Source organism: Mucilaginibacter sp. (assembly GCF_039921305.1).
Taxonomy (GTDB): domain Bacteria; phylum Bacteroidota; class Bacteroidia; order Sphingobacteriales; family Sphingobacteriaceae; genus Mucilaginibacter.
The window spans coordinates 1-17,754 of the sequence record NZ_JBDSCA010000079.1 but is presented as its reverse complement, the minus strand read 5'-3'; the positions used below and the strand labels follow the sequence as shown (position 1 = coordinate 17,754).

The following is a 17,754-nucleotide window of genomic DNA, read 5'->3' as shown; positions in this document are numbered from 1 at the left end:
ATTTATGCCTGGAACCTTCGCTGTAAAAGCTCGTAAAATTTATCGGTTGTGGCTTGTTTAGCTTCCCAATTGTTTTTGGTGTAGTAGTTTATTTTCAGAAAGTTATCGGCTTCTTCAAATCGGCTAAAGCGGTTCAGTATTTCGATGGCTTCGCCGTAGGCCATGCTGTAACCGTTGAACAGATCGCGCACGTACAATAGTTTATCATTCAGGGTAATGGCCGATTTCAGATCGGATATAGGCTGTAATTCTGAATGGTGGGATGCGCTTGCTACCTGTGCCGATAAGATCTGGTTGATGGTAACCAGTGGTTTCTCGTTGGCATCTTCAATAATTATTTGTGTTTGTATAACCGGGGGCCCGGGTTTGGTTACTTCGGGCTCAGGTTCAATTATCTCGGGCTCGGCTGGTGCTTCGGCAACGGGTTCTTCAACAGGCTCTTCTTCTTTAACTTGCTCCTCTATCTCAACTTCCATTTCCTCTTCGGTTGCCCATTGTTCGTTGGCTTCTGGTTCTTCATTATCAAGATACGCCGGTTCATCTAAAACTAACTCGTGACGGATAACAGCCTCGGGAACATGTTCTTCTTTAATAGGTTCTTCTATTTGATTTTCTTCTGCAACTATAGTTTCATCTTCTTCAGGGAAATCAAAAGCTGGTTGTTCTTCGGGAATGGTTGGTTTTACTACGGGTTCAAAATACTTAGGCTCTTCGGCTACGCGTTGCCTAAACTGCGTTGCTTCGTGGTTATTGAGCTTGCGGAGTATTTCAATATGATCGGTTAAAAAATGAGCGTTAGCAACAAATAACTCCAGTTCAATATCATTGAGATCATTGCGGTTTAATTGCGTAAGGTCGTATTGTTCACGAAGTTCTATAATTATGATGCCTATCTTTTTCAGGATGTCATTCTTGGTCATAAATATGCTGCTGTAGTGTTGGTAAAAACTTGTTCAAAAGTACCATTTAATTCTGATATTTGGGGCTATAAAGGGTAACGATGCTATTTAGTGAAGATGTTTTTAAGCGCCGCAGTGAGTATGGCGGCAGTATAGAGTTGATATGTGGTTCGATGTTTTCGGGTAAAACCGAAGAGTTGATCCGCCGTTTACGCAGAGCGCAGATAGCACGTTTAAATGTGGAAATATTTAAACCTAAAACAGATACCCGTTATGATGATACCGCCGTGGTATCGCATAATTTGAACTCTATACACTCTACCCCGGTTGAAAACGCATCGTCTATTTTACTACTTGGTGGCAATACCCAGGTTGTTGGTATTGACGAGGCCCAGTTTTTTGATGATGAGCTGCCCGATGTTTGTAATAAGCTGGCCAATAAAGGCATCCGTGTAATTGTTGCCGGTTTGGATATGGACTTTTTAGGCAAGCCCTTCGGGCCGATGCCCGCCATTATGGCCATTGCAGAATCGGTAACTAAGGTACACGCGGTTTGTGTGAAATGTGGTAACCCGGCTTTATACTCGTACCGTTTGGTGCATAATGACGCTAAGATTCTGTTAGGCGAAAAGGAAACTTATGAGCCGAGGTGCAGGATCTGCTTTCATTTAGACTAGTAAGTTGTTTTACCACAGAGATTCTCAGAGACAAAAAACACAGAGTTCACAGAGGCTAAATCCAATTGACTCAAAAACTAACTCTCCCTGTCTTCCCGTTTAACTAACAATACCTCGTCGCCATCTAAAAACAGGTAGCCATACTCGTAGCAAAAGATATATTGCTTTTCGGTTTTGGTTTGGTAGATACTGGTGTGATGATCAAAATCAAAGCCTTTTGCTGATAGCTTTTTGCGGGTGGTTTTGGTTTTACCTGTGGGATTTAATTCTTCCAGTATCCGGCGGTTGCGTTTTAATATGTTGTTGATGTTGCGTACCAGGTTATAGCTATCGCTGTTGAGCTGATTGTTATAATTATTGCGGCATTGATCGTTACAGAATTTTTTATCGGCACGACCGTGCAGCACTTCGTTGCAATCCAAACAATATCTAACTTCTAAGGGCATAATTGAGTGATGTTTAGGTAAAGATAATCAATTATTTATCCGTTTGCAAACGTTTGTAATTATGTATTGTCGACTATAAGTGCTTATTAACCGGGTAAGGTTTGGGGGCTGCTGCATCTTTGTACTGTTAATTAAAACGAATAGTAAACATTAAAATAGTATAACAATGAGCACATTAAAAAACAGCGTACGCTTAGTAGGTAATTTAGGTATGGACCCGGAGATTAGAACATTTGATAACAATCGTAAACTGGCCAAGTTATCTTTAGCTACTAACGAATCTTACAAAAACGATAAGGGAGAAAAAATAACTGAAACGCAGTGGCATAACTTAGTGATATGGGGCGCACAAGCCAAATTCGCTGAAGATATTTTAAAAAAAGGTGACGAGGTTGCTATTGATGGTAAGCTGGCCAGTCGCAGCTATGTGGATAAGGATGGCAATAAAAAGTATGTGACAGAAATTGTAGTTAATGAGTTTTTGAAAATTGGACAAAAGGCCTGATTGCTGGCTTATGTCATTTCTCCTCGTACCTGCCGGCAGGCAGGGTACGAGGAGAAATCTTTTGCGGGTGATTGGCCTGCTGTAGACTTGTTGCGCGTTGATTGAATGGCGCAGAAGATTTCTCCTATCGTCGAAATGACAAAAAGGGGTTTTTGAATTTGTGTTATGGAGTGCTAAGTGCTACCGGTAGTATCTTCCCATTAAAAAATTTGTGACCTGTGATGGCAAAATCGGCGATGTATTTACCCATTTCGAAAGCCATTACCGGGGACTGATAACCGGGGAACGCTTTTTCGAGCATTTCGGTTTGGGCGGAGCCGAGGGCGAGGCAGTTGACTTTGATATTTTGTGTAGCAAGCTCTTGGGCCAGGCATTCGGTTAGGGTGTGTAGTGCTGATTTACTGGCTGAATAGGCTGATAAACCTAAAAATTTATCGCTACCGGGGTAACCACCCATGCTGCCAATGTTTACAATGTGTGAACCGGCCGGCATTAGCGGCACTAAGGCCTGGATGATGCGTACATGGCCCATGTAGTTGCTTTGCAGCATCTCGACAAAGTCGCTTTCCAAAAGCTCCATGAAGGGTTTATTGATGAGTACACCTGCATTGTTGATCAGCACATCAACCTGGTTATCAAAGTGCGAGGCGATGAATTGTTGCAGACTATCGTAATCGTCGTGAACAATATCGAAAGCTACGGGGTATAGGATGCATTCGGGGTTGAGGCCGAGCGCTATCTCTAATAAACGGCCTAATTTATCTTCTGATCGCGCTAAGGCAATTACTTTGTGTTTGCCTGATAGTATTAATTCTAAAACGGCTTCAAAGCCTACTCCGCTGCTGGCGCCGGTTATTACGATATTCATATGCCCACTGTTTTTCAGTCGCGTCATTGCGAGGCACGAAGCAATCTCTATACTATACAGAACGGACTTGCTTAGTTGATCTGCTTCAGTAGAGATTGCTTCGTACCTAGCAATGACGTTTTTTATAATGTACGGTCACTAAAATAGCAAAATTTAGTCAACTACAAGCTTTTGTTCTACCGGATGTGTGATGAGGTAGAAACCATCGGTGATGAGTTTCTTTAAATCCGGTTCTTCGGAAGCTTGTTTTTGGAGGAAATCATGGATCTGTTGAGCGGTATCGGGCATTAGACCTTCGTGATCTAAAATTTCTAAAATTTCTAAAGCGCAGAGCCAATCGGCCGGATGATCTTTTTGCAGTTGTTGCCAAATGGCTGGCAGAACCTGGTAGTCGGATTGGTTTTGACGGCAATCGCGAACCTGTTTATATAGTTGGTGTAGCTCTAATGTTTTGGGGCTGTATTCGGGGTGGTAGGTGTTTGTTTTGGGCTGATAAACAATATCTTCAAAAGCATCTTTATCTGCCGCGCCGCAAAATACGGAGGTTATGGTTTCGCCAACGGCCATATCGTAAACTCCCCATGATGGGTCGAATAGGATTTGACCCTCAGCATCGGTTACTGTGCAGTTTTCAAAGGTGATGAGTATGGTTTTGCTGTTTTGTTGCACAATGTTTTTTACCGTTCCTTTTACGGTGATGCTGCTTTCAAAAATCAGGGTGGCTTGGTTATTTAATATGATGCCTACTTTATTGAGATTGAGATCTTCTAATGGTGTAACTTGATCTTTCAATTTCCCGACAGGGGAACTAAAACCATCTTTGTGATAGGTTTTGCCGTGGCCATCTAACTGTTTGTTATTGCAGGACACGTTTGTTGGTCCGGTGGTTTTGATGAATGACGGCTGACCATTACTTTCAACAACATTGGTAAATGTTCCGGAAACTTGCAGGCCCGAACTATAAACCGCTGTGCAGGTGTTTTTACTTTCGATGGCTTTTTGCAGACCGTATGACCCGCCTACACGGAAAGCCATTTTGTTGGCGAACTGCTCCAGCACATCAATCAGGTTTTGAAAGTTGGGGGTTACAAATAGTTGTGGTTGCGGTTTGGTGATATCGTAAGTGTAATTAACCGTTTCGGGGCTGTACCATAGCTTTTGCACATCTGGTGCCATGCAGGTTGAGCTTTCGCCGATTGAGGAGAGCAGGCCGGCTCCGTATATTTTGGGATTTTCGAGGGTGCCTATCAGGCCGTATTCAACCGTCCACCAGTGGAGGCGGCTTAGTAAGGCCATTTCGGATGGTTCGCCCATGTTTGCCAGGCAGTAGGTTACCTGGTCTTCGGCTTTTTGAATTTCGCTGGCATCGGCATCGGGCATTTCTTTGAGGATGGACAGGGCGCGGATGGCTTCGTACAATTCATAATCCTGGGCCGAGAACATGGCCTTGGCACCTATCGAACCAAAATAACTGAGGTATTGGTGGTAATCCTGATCGGCGATAATAGGCGCATGGCCCGCGGATTCGTGGATAATATCCGGCGCGGGGGTGTATTCGATATGTTTGAGCTGGCGGATATCGGCTGCGATAACCAGTACCCGGTAAGCCTGGTATTCCATGAACGCAGCGGGCGGAATAAAGCCATCAACGGTAACGGCACCCCAACCTATTTTGGCAAGGGCGTTGTTCATATCCTGTAAGCTGGGGATCTTTTCTATGGTTAGTCCGGCTTTTTCTAAACCGGGGATATAGGGGTAGTAGGCAACATTTTTTAGGTAGCTATAATTTTGACGCATCACATATCGCCATACGGCATGGTCAACGGGTGTGTAATGCTCGTAATGCTGATCTACAATAAATTGTTTAAGGTGTTTGGGCAGTGCCGTAACCTGCGGATTATTAAAATCGTTAAAATGGATCATGCAGATGCAAGGTTATAATACTGTAAAATTAGGAATAAAATATCGCCTGTATAAATTAAGGTGATATTATATTTTGACTTTATTGAATTTTACAGTTAAATAACGATTAATGATGGAAGATGTTTTATGCGATTAAGCGAAAAGGCAGAACTTCATCTATTATTTGTTTAAAGTATACGTATCGCGCGTTTAGGCCACCGCTTCGAGTGCCTCAGCATGACACCCATAGCTTTTCTTTTCATAAGTCAATCATTTTTACAATGCAGCTAAGAGTTTGTTACCTTGAAAGACAACAAGTTGTGGTTTTATTTTTTCTCGGTGGCAGGTAAATCCTTGTCCAGTTTGTCCATCCGGAAAACGTAATAGATGCCTAAGAGGGAAACAATGGCTGAGATAACGTAGAATGAGAGGCTGAGCACTACGGCCAAGTCGCCGTTTAGGTGGAACATTTCGGCAACTACGTATTTGAAGATAAATTCGCGGAAGCCTAAGCCACCTACGCTGAATGGGATTACGGCTGCCATTGATGAGGCCAGGAAGGCTGATAAATACGGAGCGTATTTATCGGTATGGTGCAGGGCTACCATCACTAATAAAATGGTTAATACCTGTAACGATTGTACGCCTATTGCCTTGATATGCGCTTCGATAAAGTGTTTGGTGTAATCTTTAAAAAAGCGGTGCGCTACAAAATAATACACCACTGATGCTACTAAAAATACCGCCCAGGTAATTACCGGGGTAATGTGCAACACTTTGAGCTGGGGTAAAAATATGACCAGTACGGCTGTGATGAAACCTATTGCCCAAAATCCGCTCAAGCGATCAAACAGTATGGCCCAAAAAACTTTTTTGGCGGGCATTTTATAACTTTTGTTGAGCAGGTAAATTTTGTAACCATCGCCACCGATGCCGCCGGGTAAAAACAGGTTGTAAAACATACCCAGCATGTACAGGCGCAGGTTAAACTGCCAGCGAATGTGCAGATCAATAGACTTGAAAAAGCTCATTAACCTGGATGCCGACACCATAGTTGACGCGAAGAAGGTTAATACAGCGGCCAGCCCCCACCAGGGGTTTGATTCGCTGAGGAGGGTTTTAACCTGATCGATATGAATTTTACTAAATACGTAGTATAGCAGCAGGCCGGTTACGCCAATTTTTAAAAGCAGTTTGGCTATGTTCCAAAGTTTGTCTTTGAGGGTTTTTGGCTTTTTTTCGGCGGTTATGGTTTCGAGGTCTTCCACTAAGTATGAGTCTGATGGGTCAAAATCGCCGATGTAATCTTCGTCGTACAGGCGGCGTTTTTCGGGGTCGTTTAAGGTTTGGTAGGCCTCTTCAACATCGGGGGTAATGGCGGTAATGTTACGATAAGCTTGGGCAATATCATCGGTTGTGGCGCTGCTATCTATTCCTAAAATACCGTAATAATCTTTATCCATCATTGTGCTATTGTATGTAATGGTTTAAGCCATTAGGTGCAAAGCTAATAAAAACGATAAAATGCAGATTATGTTTTGTTGCATTGTGCAGGAAACGCTTTTGGACCTTTTCCTCTTTGATGAGGTGTAGGGTTCCTTGTGTGGGGTTATTGTTATGCATATCGCAGAAACCCCTCCCTACACCCTCCCGTTGGGAGGGAATCGCACATGGCCTAAGCTTTTTAATACTATTGCATAGTGTGCCACGAAGCCTTAGCCAACTTTTAAGCCTGCCGAATTAAATTGCAGGTCGTAGAGTTTGCGGTAATAGCCTTGCTGTATTTTTAGTAATTCCTGATGGGTACCCATTTCCATGATCTCGCCGTGATCCAGAACGATGATCTTATCGGCATTTTGGATGGTGGAGAGGCGGTGGGCAATTACTATTGCTGTGCGGCCCTCCATTAGTTTGTAGATGGCTTTTTGGATGAGCTCTTCGGTTTCGGTATCTACGGATGAGGTGGCTTCGTCGAGAACCAGAATCTTCGGATCGTAAACCAAAGCCCGGATAAAGGAGATGAGTTGCGCCTGCCCGGCGGATAGGGTTGCGCCACGTTCCATTACGTTATAATCGTAGCCTCCGGGTAAGCGTTCGATGAAATCGTGGGCGCCTACTTCTTTGGCGGCGGCTATGACGCGTTCGCGGCTGATATCGGGATTGTTGAGGCTGATGTTATTGGCTATGGTATCGGAAAACAAAAACACATCCTGAATTACGGTGGCGATCTGCATACGCAGAAAGTTGACATCGTATTCGCGAATGTCGATACCGTCTACTTTTACTGCCCCCTTCCCTATCTCGTAAAAACGGTTGAGGATGTTGATGGTGGATGATTTTCCGGCTCCCGTTGCACCTACTAAGGCCAAAGTTTCGCCGGGTTTTACGTGGAAGGAGATATCTTTTAGTACCCAGTTCTCGTCGTTATAGGCGAACCATACGTTGCTAAATTCTATTTCGCCGTTGATGTGGGTTGGCTTTAGCGTCCCGGTGTTTACGGCTACTTCGTCGGTATCGAGTACTTTGAAGATCCTGTCGGCGCCTACCATGCCCATTTGCAGGGTGTTGAATTTATCGGCCAGTTGGCGGATGGGGCGGAACAGTAAGTTGAGGAATGTGATATAAGCGATGATGGTACCGGGCGTGATGCCGTTTTTGCTGGCGGATATGGTGGCCAGTTCCTGATCGGACAGGATACGTTTTGAGCCGTACCAAACCAGTAAGCCTATGGAAACGGCGGCAAAAATTTCGACAACCGGGAAAAAGATGGAATAGTACCAATTGGAACGGATGTTGGCATCGCGGTATTTTTGGTTCACGGCGGTGAATTTGCGCATCTCCTGATCTTCGCGGGCGAAGTATTGGATGATGCTGATACCGGTGATATGCTCTTGCAGGAAGGTATTTAAATGTGCTACTTGTGTGCGCACTTCCTGAAAAGATGATTTGATGGCTTCTTTAAAAACGTAGGTGGCGAGTAATACGAATGGTATCGGGATGAGTGTGATCAAGGCCAGTTTCCAATCCTGCCAAAGCATACAGCCAATGATAACTATGACCAATAATAAATCACCGATGATGGAGATCAAACCTTCGGAGAAGATATCGGCGATGGTTTCGAGATCGGACACGGTTCGGGTGATGAGCATCCCGATGGGTGTACGGTCGAAATATTTGAGGCGCAGACTTGTGATGTGGTTGAAGATATCGATACGCAGATCGCGGATAACGGATTGGCCCAGGGCATTGGTGCTGTACGTTTGGTAATATTGCGCCACGGTTTGCACAATAAGTTGCAGAATTAACAGGCCAACCATCATAACCAAGCCATTGTAATCGCTTATCATGATATGATCATCAAGCGTGCGCTGGATCAATATGGGTTGCATTACCGCAATGAAAGCGAGGAACACGGTTAGAAAACCCGCTATTACAAAAGTTTTGTTGTAGGGTTTTACGTAGTACATTACGCGCTGCAGTAATTTCCAATCGAGTGCTTTACCTGTTACACTCCCCCCGCCCCCTGAAGGGGGAGCTTTTGAAGTAGCAGAGTCCCCTCCGCCCCCTAAAGGGGGAACTTTTGATGTGCTATTTGTTTTGTTGCTCACAGTTTCAAAGGTATGATTTTCAATTCCACTTTTGTATTCTTGTTCCCCCTTTAGGGGGTTAGGGGGCTATATACGGATACTTTACTTCGGTTAAATACAGGCCGCAGGCTGGCACGGATGTGCCGGCGTTGGAGCGGTTTTTTGATTCTATTATTTTTCTTACGTCTTCGGGTTGAATGTTGCCTTTGCCAACTTCCATTAACGTGCCTACTATGGCGCGTACCATGTTGCGGAGAAATCTATCGGCAGAGATGTGGAAGGTTAGTTTGCCATTATCCATAATCCACTCAGCTCTTGTTATTTTGCAGTTGTTGGTGAACACCTGGGTGTTTGATTTGCTGAAAGCGCTAAAATCGGTGTATTCCATAATGATCTGCGCGGCCTGGTTCATCAATTCTACATCGGGTATATCACGTACCTGCCAGGACAGGTTTTGCATGAACGGATCTTTTTCGAAATGGATATGATACTCGTAGCTGCGTTGGGTGGCATCAAAGCGGGCGTGTGCATCGGCGTGAACAGTGATTATCCGCTTTACGGCGATATCGTAGGGTAACAAAGCATTGAGGCCTCTTAGGCTGATGGAAGAGGTATCAGATAAGATGGAAGATGGGGTTTGGGAAATGGAAGATGTATCAGGTAAGATGGAAGATGGGGGTGTTTTTACATCTTCCATATTACCTATTCCATTTTCCATTATATCTACATCTTCCATTTTACCTATCCCATTTTCCATCACATTAAAGTGTGCGTATAACTGTTTGGCGTGTACGCCGGTGTCTGTTCGGCCTGCGCCGATGGTTTCTATCGGGGTGCGTAATAGCGTGCTTAGGGCTTTATCTAACAACTCCTGAACGGTAACTGCGTTGGGCTGAATTTGCCAGCCGTGGTAATTGGTGCCGTTGTAGGCGAGCTCTATAAAGTATCGTTGGGTTGTGGGCACGTGCAAAGTTAAGCAAAGCTTAAATATAGGCCGCAATAATGTGAGTGAAACAAATTATCTTTGCGTTTCAATTTACGATGTTATGATACAAAGGATACAAAGTGTTTGGTTGTTATTAGCGAGCCTGGCCATATTCGCGCTGTTTTTTTTCCCGATAGCGCACGGGGTTTACATCGGCGGGAGCGTTAAAACTATTAAGGTAGATGGTATTTACGAGGATATTAACGGACAATTATTGCGCACGGTTTCGTTTTTGGCCTTAACCATTGCTACTATTGTTATTGGTATTTTACCGCTGATCATCATCTTTTTGTATAAAAACCGCAAGCAGCAAATTGCTTTGGGCTACAGTTTTATGCTGGTACTGGTTGGCTTTAGCTTTTGGATGAGCCAAACGGTGAAGGGTATTGCCGAAGGAATAACTTTTGGTACTAACAATATGGGGATAGGGATATTTTTGAGTTCGGTTAGTATTGTTTTTGTGCTGCTGGCGATTAGGGCTATTAAGAGTGATGAGAAGCTGATTAAATCGGCGGATAGGTTGAGGTAGATGCCCCCTAACCCCCTGAAGGGGGAACTAAAGATGCAAATCCAACTTATCTGGATCTTGACGGGTATCAAATACGGTTATCACTCGTATTGTATCTTCAAATTCTATAAAATAGATAATGTTGTGTTTAGTAACAACACATTTTCTTATCTGTTTCCGCTTGTTTAAGTAGGGGTAGATTTCGGGGTCCTGGGATATGAGATCACATACTTTTTCAAAGCGATCAATAAAGTTGGTCATAACTGTTATGCCAAATTTGTTGAAAAGATAATCTAATACAGCTTCGTAATCTTGTTCGGCAACAGGGCTTAGCAATATTACTTTAGCCATTTATACCGTATTTGGCTTTTATTCTTTTATTGATATCGGTTAAAGAGTTCCCTAATCCTGCATGGGCCTCATCAAGTCCTTTTAAGATGTGTGATTTTTGGGTTTCGGTTAAAATATCCCATTCTTCATTTTCGCCACTTACCAGGTAATTATTGATCAAGCCATAAATCTGTTTCAATTGTTCGGAGTTCACTTCATCAATTTTTTGATGCAATTCACTTTTAATTTTTGATACTACCATACCATTGCGCTTTACTCAAAAGTAAATGAATTTATTAAAAGGGGCAAGTGCTGTGTGACGAGGGATTAAATTTTATGCATTCATAACTTAAATCATCGTCCGCTCATGGCCGCGGAGGCCTAGTTCTTTTTCCTTGATGAAAAAGAACCAAAAAATCAAGACAGCCCGAACCTTCTGCCCGCACGGGCCATACTCCCGGCCCGGCGTGCTGTCGGGCCTTTGCGCTCTTTTTTTGGCACTCTTTTTTGTGTGGATTTTTTTGATGATTGTTTTGTGGTTGTTATTTTTTGCTTTTGCGTTAAGGATTGGAGCGGATACCGGCCTGTGGTTAAGGCTTGTGCAGTATGAGCGGAAAGCCTGGCCGCTTCTATCGGCGGCAACGCCCAAATGATTTCGGAATTGGGAATTTCGATTTACGATTTGAAAACAGTTGCATAATTAATAAATCAAACTCCTTTTATATCGCCGATAAGCACTTCCATTGTCATTGAATTACTTTATTAACAATAAGTTACGAAGCGATTTTTTTATTTCACAAAAAACACTACCTTTGCACCCGATTTAGCAATGTAGCTAAATACGTTTTTTATTTTAAATATTTCATGAACAACCCATTTAGTCTTTTGGGAATCCGTCATGATATTGTTAATGCCATCACTGATCTAGGATTTGAAAATCCTACGCCAATCCAGGAACAATCAATTCCGGTTTTGTTAACAGGCAGCAACGATTTTGTCGGATTAGCTCAAACAGGGACCGGAAAAACCGCTGCCTTCGGATTGCCACTTTTAGAATTGCTGGACTTCGAACAAAATCATCCTCAGGCGCTTATTCTTTGCCCAACCCGTGAACTGTGTTTACAGATCACCAATGATATCAAAAATTACTCTAAGAAAATGGACAACGTTAACGTTGTTGCCGTTTATGGAGGTGCAAACATTGCTGACCAATTGCGTCAGATCAAACGCGGTGTACAGATCGTAGTTGCTACGCCTGGCCGTATGCTTGACATTATTAACCGTAAAGCCATTAACTTTAGCGATGTTAACTTTGTTGTTTTAGACGAAGCTGACGAAATGCTGAACATGGGTTTCCAGGAAGATATCGACAGCATTTTATCAACCACTCCGGAAGATAAAAAAACCTGGTTGTTTAGCGCGACCATGCCTACGGAAGTACGCCGTATTGCTAAAAAATACATGACCGACCCTTTTGAGTTGACCATGGGCGAAAAAAATACTGGTAATGCTAACATCGAACACGAATACTACATTGTTCGTGCCCGTGATAAGTATGCCGCTTTTAAACGTATTGTTGATTTTAACCCGGATATTTTCGGTATCGTATTTTGCAGGACTAAGATTGAGACGCAAGAGATTGCTGAGAGCTTGATTAAAGACGGTTACAATGCTGATGCTTTACACGGCGATTTATCACAACAACAACGTGATAAGGTAATGAAACGCTACCGCGACCGCAGCCTGCAATTGTTAATTGCTACTGACGTTGCCGCGCGTGGTATTGATGTTAACGACGTTACTCACGTTATTAACTACAGCTTACCTGACGAAATTGAAAATTACACTCACCGTAGCGGCCGTACCGCACGTGCCGGTAAAACTGGTGTATCGGTAGCGATCATCAACTCGAAAGAGTTGGGTAAGATCCGCCAGATTGAGCGTGTGATTGGTAAGAAATTTGTTAAGGCTGAGATACCTAACGGTTTTGATGTTTGCGAAAAACAATTGTTCGCGATTGTTAAGAAGGTGCACAATGTGGTTGTTAACGACACCCAGATTGAGCAATACCTGCCGCGCATTATGGATGAGTTTAAGGACCTGAGCAAGGAAGAAATTATAACACGTTTTGCATCGTTAGAGTTTAACAGCTTTTTAGATTATTACAAAAACGCGCCTGATTTGAACGCTCCTATGGACGACAGAGCTGTGCGTGGCGAGTTTAGCGACCGCGCCCCACGTGGCGAAGGTGGCGGACAAAGTGATTTCACCCGTTTGTTTATCAACTTAGGTTCGGTAGATGAGTTTAACCGTGGCGATTTGTTGGGTTACATTTGTAACACTGCCAAAATTAGCGGCCGCACCGTTGGTAAAATTGATGTAAAGGGTGTTTACTCTTTCTTCGAGGTGCCTAAGGCGGATGTTGAGAAGGTGATGACGGAGTTTAAAACTGCCGAGTTTAAAGGCCGCCCTGTTAGGATAGAAATATCTGGCGAGGGTACCAGCGATAACCGCAGCAGCGGTGGTGGTGGAAACCGCAGGCGTGAAGGTGGTGGTGGCTATCAAGGTGGTGGCGAACGCCGCGAAGGTAACTTCCGCCGTGGTGATGGTGGTGGTAACCGCCGCGAAGGTGGCAACAGCACCGGTGGTGGTAGCAGCAGTGGCGGTGGTTTCCGCGACTTTAGCGGCAAACGCCGTGAAGACCGTAACAGCGGTAACGCTGGTGGTGAACGCCGCAGAAAATTTTAGTTTATCAATTAGTTTTAGTTTAACAGAGCCTCTTTCGGAAACGGAAGGGGCTTTTGTTTTTTTGTTTCTTATTTAAGCAGGTCTTAATTTACATATTCCGGCCGCTCAATTGGCGCGAGCCTGTTCTTTTGTCTTGACACAAAAGAACCAAAAAGTCAAGTCAGCAAAAAGGCTTCTTTGCCCTGCCCGTCCGGCAGGCGGGCGCACGGGCCTTTGCTCACAAGCAGGCAGAACCACGGCTATCCAGCCCTTACAGCCGCACGGGCCACCAAAACCCGTCTGAAAAATCGCGAGTAATAAGAATATATTAATATATAATAATATGTAACTTTATACAATTCATTTTAATTATTTGATTTATGTTAAAAAAAAGAAACGTATTTCCATTTATAGTAATATTGATTAGCATTTTTTGTCTGCAAAATTGCAAGAAGCACAGCGAAATATTCCGTGAAAAGAGCGTGGATTCGGTAAATAGGATGGTGCTTGTATATATTGCCGGAAATAATAATCTACAGTATGATGCAATTAACAGTATTAATAAATTAGAGATGGGCTTAAATAATGCCAATGCGACCTTACTTGTATTTGTTAAAACCACATCGGCACATTCCTATTTATTAAAAATTAAGCATGACAATACTGACAAAATAATTAGCGACACTATAAAAACTTATGGTAGCAGAAACTCTTCCGATCCTGACTTCCTAAAAGAAATAATCAATGACTCAAGATCTCTTTCTCCTGCAAAGTCTTACGGGCTTGTATTGTGGTCGCATGCTACATCATGGGCTCCATCTGAATTAAAGGTTAACGCTTTTGGGAATGATAATGGGAAGGAAATGGACATAAAGGATTTAAGAAACGCAATACCCTCTGATTTTGCATATATTATGTTTGATGCTTGCTACATGGGCGCCTTAGAGGTGGTTTATGAACTAAAGGGGAAAACTAAATACATACTGGCCTCGCCTTCGGAGGTTTTATCTACAAGTTTTCCATATGAATTAATCACACCATACCTATTTGGCGGCCAGGAAGATTTAAAAATTATTGCGCAAAAATATTTTGAATACTATCAATCTAAATCAGGATACAATGCATCGGCCACGATTGCTTTAATTGATACAGAACAATTAGAACAATTGGCACTTTACACCAGTAGTTTATTAAGTTCCAATCAAATCATAAATAAAAATTTCAATATTTCTTTGATACAGAGAATGGATTTTGATGCATCGTCACAAATTAAGGCTTATGATTTTTTAAGCTTTTTAAAGGAAAATTTTAAACCGGAGCAATATTCAAATATTACGGATCAATTGAATAAAGTTATATTATACAGTAATCATACTAACAAATTTCTTAATAATCCAATTAACGATTTTTGCGGTTTAAGTATTTATTTACCGATTAAAAACGATCCATTTATTACATTTTACAGCACCCTAAACTGGTATAGCTCATCGGGATGGTTCAATTTATTTCAATAAGATATTTATTAATAATATTATTAATAAATATTAGTATTATTGTTTAAATTAAATACATAACCATATGAAAAAATTAGTAACCTTTTCTTTAGGACTCATCTGTCTTCTTTATGCCTGTAAAAAAGACAAAGAAAAATCTGTTAATGTTAATGGCATAGATCCGCGCAGGCTGGAAATAAGAAAACAAATTGCTTTGCACAACAAGGGCATGCAGTATTTTTTAAGTAAAATGAGTGGCATTGCGGTTAGCCAATCGACTTCGTCGGTAGTGGTGGGACCGGGGCCGGGTGACCCTACTGGACCAACAACCCCAATAGTAGTGGTTCCGCTAGGTTTTGTTAACAATACTATAAATGATTTTTTGGCTATAGAAAACGTTCCCAGTACTGGTTTAGGCATTGTGTCTAACGATTTAAGTTCTCCAAATTCAACTATTTTATCAACTACCGATTATAATGTTAAGCTTAGCGAGGATTTTTACCGTATCGCTTTAAATATTATAAACACACAAGGGTCTAGTGTTACAGAAATAACAACACATATAGACAGCCTTGTTACTTCGGGTGATTTTTTAGCGCTGCCTCAAATAGAAAAGGATATTTTATATGTAGGTTCTGAAACTTTTATAGCCTCATATACCTATTGGTCTAACGCTGAAGGAACATGGACCCCTGTAATAGCATCACTTAGTCCTGGAAGAGTACAGACCAAAGGTTTTTGGGGAAGCGTATGGTCTACCGCTAAAGCAGATGGAAAAGGAGCTATTGCAGGAGCTATTGGAGGGGCTATTGGCGGCGCGGTAGCAGGAGTTATGATTGGAGGAATTGGTGCAGGACCAGGAGCAGCAGCAGGAGCTGTAGGTGTTGGCCTGGCAACTGGGATAACAAACTCAATACTTCATGTTTGGAATTTTCAAGTTGCGTATACTGATCCAACCACTGGAGGAACTGCTATTGCACCTATCACTAATCTTGACGGTGATGTATTGGTTGATAACCTAACTGTTCCGGAAATGTGGACTAAAATTTCGATAGATTCAAGCGTACCGGTGCCATCTACTATTCAATACAACCAGGGGGTATTTACAATAAATTAATAGCCGTTGAGATGACAAGGATAGTTATTGTTGTTTATGTTTATTGTTAACTTTTAACAAACCTGAAATTAGCATATATTAACTATAAAAACCGTTTCATAATTATGTTATGAAACGGTTTTTATTTGGATAGTGTTTATATATGATTCTACATGCGTGCACAAAAGGGGATTTGTGGTAGCGTTAAGAGTGATTGGTGTAGACCTAAGCGGATGCACCATAAGGCAACATGGGGAAATACTTTAGCTTCAATAGTAGACATGGAATTACTGTTGCGCAAAGCTTAATTTTGCCGTTTTGATTTAGATTATTTTAATCACTTTGGTGATTTTAAATATTCAAGCTATTATAAATCAGATATCTATGTAAATTCCATGATTGAGATTTGATTGTCTATTTGTATCTTTGTATTTCTGGATGCGTGTCTGTGGTATCCGCTATGGTCCCACCAAAAAAATAAATAAACCAATGAAATAATTCTGAAAATTTAACTTTGCAACAACAACGTTTTTGTGACGAGTATTTGGTGAGCTTTAATGCTTACCGCGCGGCTATCTGTGCCGGTTATAGTGAAAATACTCCGTAACTGGCGCAAGTATGCCGCGTTGAAAACGAGCGGAGTGTACTTGTGCCTATATTATACTTTTTGATTGGTTTATGGCTATGTCACAAGAACTCCAGGCACTATTCAACGCTGCATACTCATGCCAGTTAAAGTACAAGAGATGTTGACACCGAAATGCAGCGTGCCGGCTTACACGGCACTCCCTGCCCAATTAAACAGGTAAATATGAAGAAGTTATTTTTATTCCCGATCCTAATCATCAGCCTTTTTGTTAAAGCACAAACAGTTGGGCATAAAGAGCGCGTGATCACAAATGTAAATGATATTGGATGGGTCATCGTTGATCATTACAAACCGCAGGAAGATTCTGTAAAAAACAATTGCTGGGCTGGTTGTGTATTTATCCGGTTTACTATTAACAGTAAACGCCAGTTCACCAATATCGGTTACACGGCTTCCACACCTTTTTTTATAAAAGATGCGCTGATGAACGCCTTTTTAGCGATTAATAAGAAATCAAGCTGGATAAATCAGATGCACAAAACTGATAACAGCACTTATATTTTACCGCTTATCATTTACAATAGAGATGGTTGTGGGTTTATGTCAGGTTGGGAAGATGCAAGCTATAAGCCCGACGAAAAAACTAAAGAAATGTATGCAATGAGGCAATATAGCTACAACCAATCGATAAATTCGATCTTTAACATCCTGAATTTTTCAGATCTAAAATTAAACTCTATCAATTGTATTTTACTTAGTCCTTTGCAAACAGGGTATGTAATGTACTAACCGCCGCCCCTCACCGGCGCAAGTATGCAGCGCCAGCAAAAGAGGTGGCGTACTTGTGCCTATACGCAATGCCATTTAAAACTTATCAATATAATCGTAATAAACCGCCTGCATCTCATAATAATATTTCATAGTTGGCACAAGTATTCCACTCCTCATTCCCACCGCTGCATACTTGCGCCAGTTATGGGGTTTGTATCTTAAGAATATGGCTATTATTTAAGTGTGTCATTGCTGTAAAGGTTTATTAATTCGGTAACAGAATTAGCTTTATACTATGTAAGCTAAAAGTTATGCGGAATATTAATAATGACCTAACGCTAAAGCGGAACTATCTGAGCAAGTATCGTTTC

At 42.1% G+C, this 17,754-nt stretch carries 17 protein-coding genes; 8 read left to right on the top strand and 9 right to left on the bottom strand.

Annotated features, from left to right (window positions below; translation table 11 throughout):
* Positions 1-2: 2 nt before the first annotated feature.
* Positions 3-920, bottom strand: a complete 918-nt coding sequence (locus ABIN91_RS22530; protein WP_348053878.1) for a hypothetical protein — start codon at positions 918-920, stop codon at positions 3-5.
* Between the two features lie 80 nt (positions 921-1,000).
* Between ABIN91_RS22530 and ABIN91_RS22525 the strand changes: the two genes are divergently transcribed.
* On the top strand, positions 1,001-1,576 hold the full coding sequence (locus ABIN91_RS22525; RefSeq protein WP_348053877.1) for a thymidine kinase: 576 nt from the start codon (positions 1,001-1,003) through the stop codon (positions 1,574-1,576).
* Positions 1,577-1,653: 77 nt separating this feature from the next.
* Here ABIN91_RS22525 and ABIN91_RS22520 read toward each other — a convergent pair whose 3' ends face one another.
* The gene (locus ABIN91_RS22520) at positions 1,654-2,022 is read right to left on the bottom strand and encodes a hypothetical protein (RefSeq protein WP_348053876.1); all 369 of its coding nucleotides are present in this window, start codon (positions 2,020-2,022) and stop codon (positions 1,654-1,656) included.
* A 166-nt stretch (positions 2,023-2,188) separates the two neighbouring features.
* Here ABIN91_RS22520 and ABIN91_RS22515 point away from each other — a divergent pair, with 166 nt between their 5' ends.
* Entirely contained in the window at positions 2,189-2,527 is a 339-nt protein-coding gene (locus ABIN91_RS22515) for a single-stranded DNA-binding protein (RefSeq protein WP_348053875.1), read from the top strand.
* A 163-nt stretch (positions 2,528-2,690) separates the two neighbouring features.
* On the opposite strand, the gene ABIN91_RS22510 is transcribed toward ABIN91_RS22515, so the two are convergent.
* From ABIN91_RS22510 to truA, 5 genes are all read right to left on the bottom strand, one after another.
* Positions 2,691-3,395: an SDR family oxidoreductase gene (locus ABIN91_RS22510; RefSeq protein ID WP_348053874.1), complete on the bottom strand. Its 705-nt coding sequence runs from the start codon at positions 3,393-3,395 to the stop codon at positions 2,691-2,693.
* A gap of 153 nt (positions 3,396-3,548) precedes the next feature.
* On the bottom strand, positions 3,549-5,318 hold the full coding sequence (locus tag ABIN91_RS22505) for an aromatic amino acid hydroxylase (RefSeq protein WP_348053873.1): 1,770 nt from the start codon (positions 5,316-5,318) through the stop codon (positions 3,549-3,551).
* Between the two features lie 305 nt (positions 5,319-5,623).
* Entirely contained in the window at positions 5,624-6,763 is a 1,140-nt protein-coding gene (locus ABIN91_RS22500) for a flippase-like domain-containing protein (protein WP_348053872.1), read from the bottom strand.
* Positions 6,764-7,012: 249 nt separating this feature from the next.
* Positions 7,013-8,764: an ABC transporter ATP-binding protein gene (locus ABIN91_RS22495; RefSeq protein WP_348053993.1), complete on the bottom strand. Its 1,752-nt coding sequence runs from the start codon at positions 8,762-8,764 to the stop codon at positions 7,013-7,015.
* A 199-nt stretch (positions 8,765-8,963) separates the two neighbouring features.
* A complete protein-coding gene (gene truA, locus ABIN91_RS22490) occupies positions 8,964-9,848 on the bottom strand; it encodes a tRNA pseudouridine(38-40) synthase TruA (protein ID WP_348053871.1) in 885 nt (294 codons plus the stop codon).
* Positions 9,849-9,930: 82 nt separating this feature from the next.
* On the opposite strand from truA, the gene ABIN91_RS22485 reads away from it, so the two are divergent.
* A complete protein-coding gene (locus ABIN91_RS22485; protein WP_348053870.1) occupies positions 9,931-10,398 on the top strand; it encodes a DUF4293 domain-containing protein in 468 nt (155 codons plus the stop codon).
* A 27-nt stretch (positions 10,399-10,425) separates the two neighbouring features.
* Here the strand turns inward: ABIN91_RS22485 and ABIN91_RS22480 are convergent, their stop codons facing one another.
* Both ABIN91_RS22480 and ABIN91_RS22475 read right to left on the bottom strand, forming a co-directional pair.
* Complete coding sequence (locus ABIN91_RS22480) at positions 10,426-10,728, bottom strand: type II toxin-antitoxin system RelE/ParE family toxin (RefSeq protein WP_348053869.1); 303 nt, start codon at positions 10,726-10,728, stop codon at positions 10,426-10,428.
* Entirely contained in the window at positions 10,721-10,969 is a 249-nt protein-coding gene (locus ABIN91_RS22475; RefSeq protein WP_348053868.1) for a hypothetical protein, read from the bottom strand. Before ABIN91_RS22475 ends, ABIN91_RS22480 begins: the two co-directional genes overlap by 8 nt.
* A 136-nt stretch (positions 10,970-11,105) precedes the next feature.
* On the opposite strand from ABIN91_RS22475, the gene ABIN91_RS22470 reads away from it, so the two are divergent.
* The 5 genes from ABIN91_RS22470 (at position 11,106) to ABIN91_RS22450 (ending at position 17,401) form a co-directional block, all read left to right on the top strand.
* Complete coding sequence (locus ABIN91_RS22470) at positions 11,106-11,360, top strand: hypothetical protein (protein WP_348053867.1); 255 nt, start codon at positions 11,106-11,108, stop codon at positions 11,358-11,360.
* Between the two features lie 211 nt (positions 11,361-11,571).
* The gene (locus ABIN91_RS22465) at positions 11,572-13,455 is read left to right on the top strand and encodes a DEAD/DEAH box helicase (protein WP_348053866.1); all 1,884 of its coding nucleotides are present in this window, start codon (positions 11,572-11,574) and stop codon (positions 13,453-13,455) included.
* 359 nt (positions 13,456-13,814) lie between these two features.
* Entirely contained in the window at positions 13,815-14,948 is a 1,134-nt protein-coding gene (locus ABIN91_RS22460) for a clostripain-related cysteine peptidase (RefSeq protein ID WP_348053865.1), read from the top strand.
* A 64-nt stretch (positions 14,949-15,012) separates the two neighbouring features.
* Positions 15,013-16,044: a hypothetical protein gene (locus ABIN91_RS22455; RefSeq protein ID WP_348053864.1), complete on the top strand. Its 1,032-nt coding sequence runs from the start codon at positions 15,013-15,015 to the stop codon at positions 16,042-16,044.
* Between the two features lie 790 nt (positions 16,045-16,834).
* Positions 16,835-17,401 (top strand): hypothetical protein, encoded by a 567-nt coding sequence (locus tag ABIN91_RS22450; protein WP_348053863.1) that lies wholly within the window; start codon positions 16,835-16,837, stop codon positions 17,399-17,401.
* The last annotated feature ends 353 nt before the right edge of the window (positions 17,402-17,754 follow it).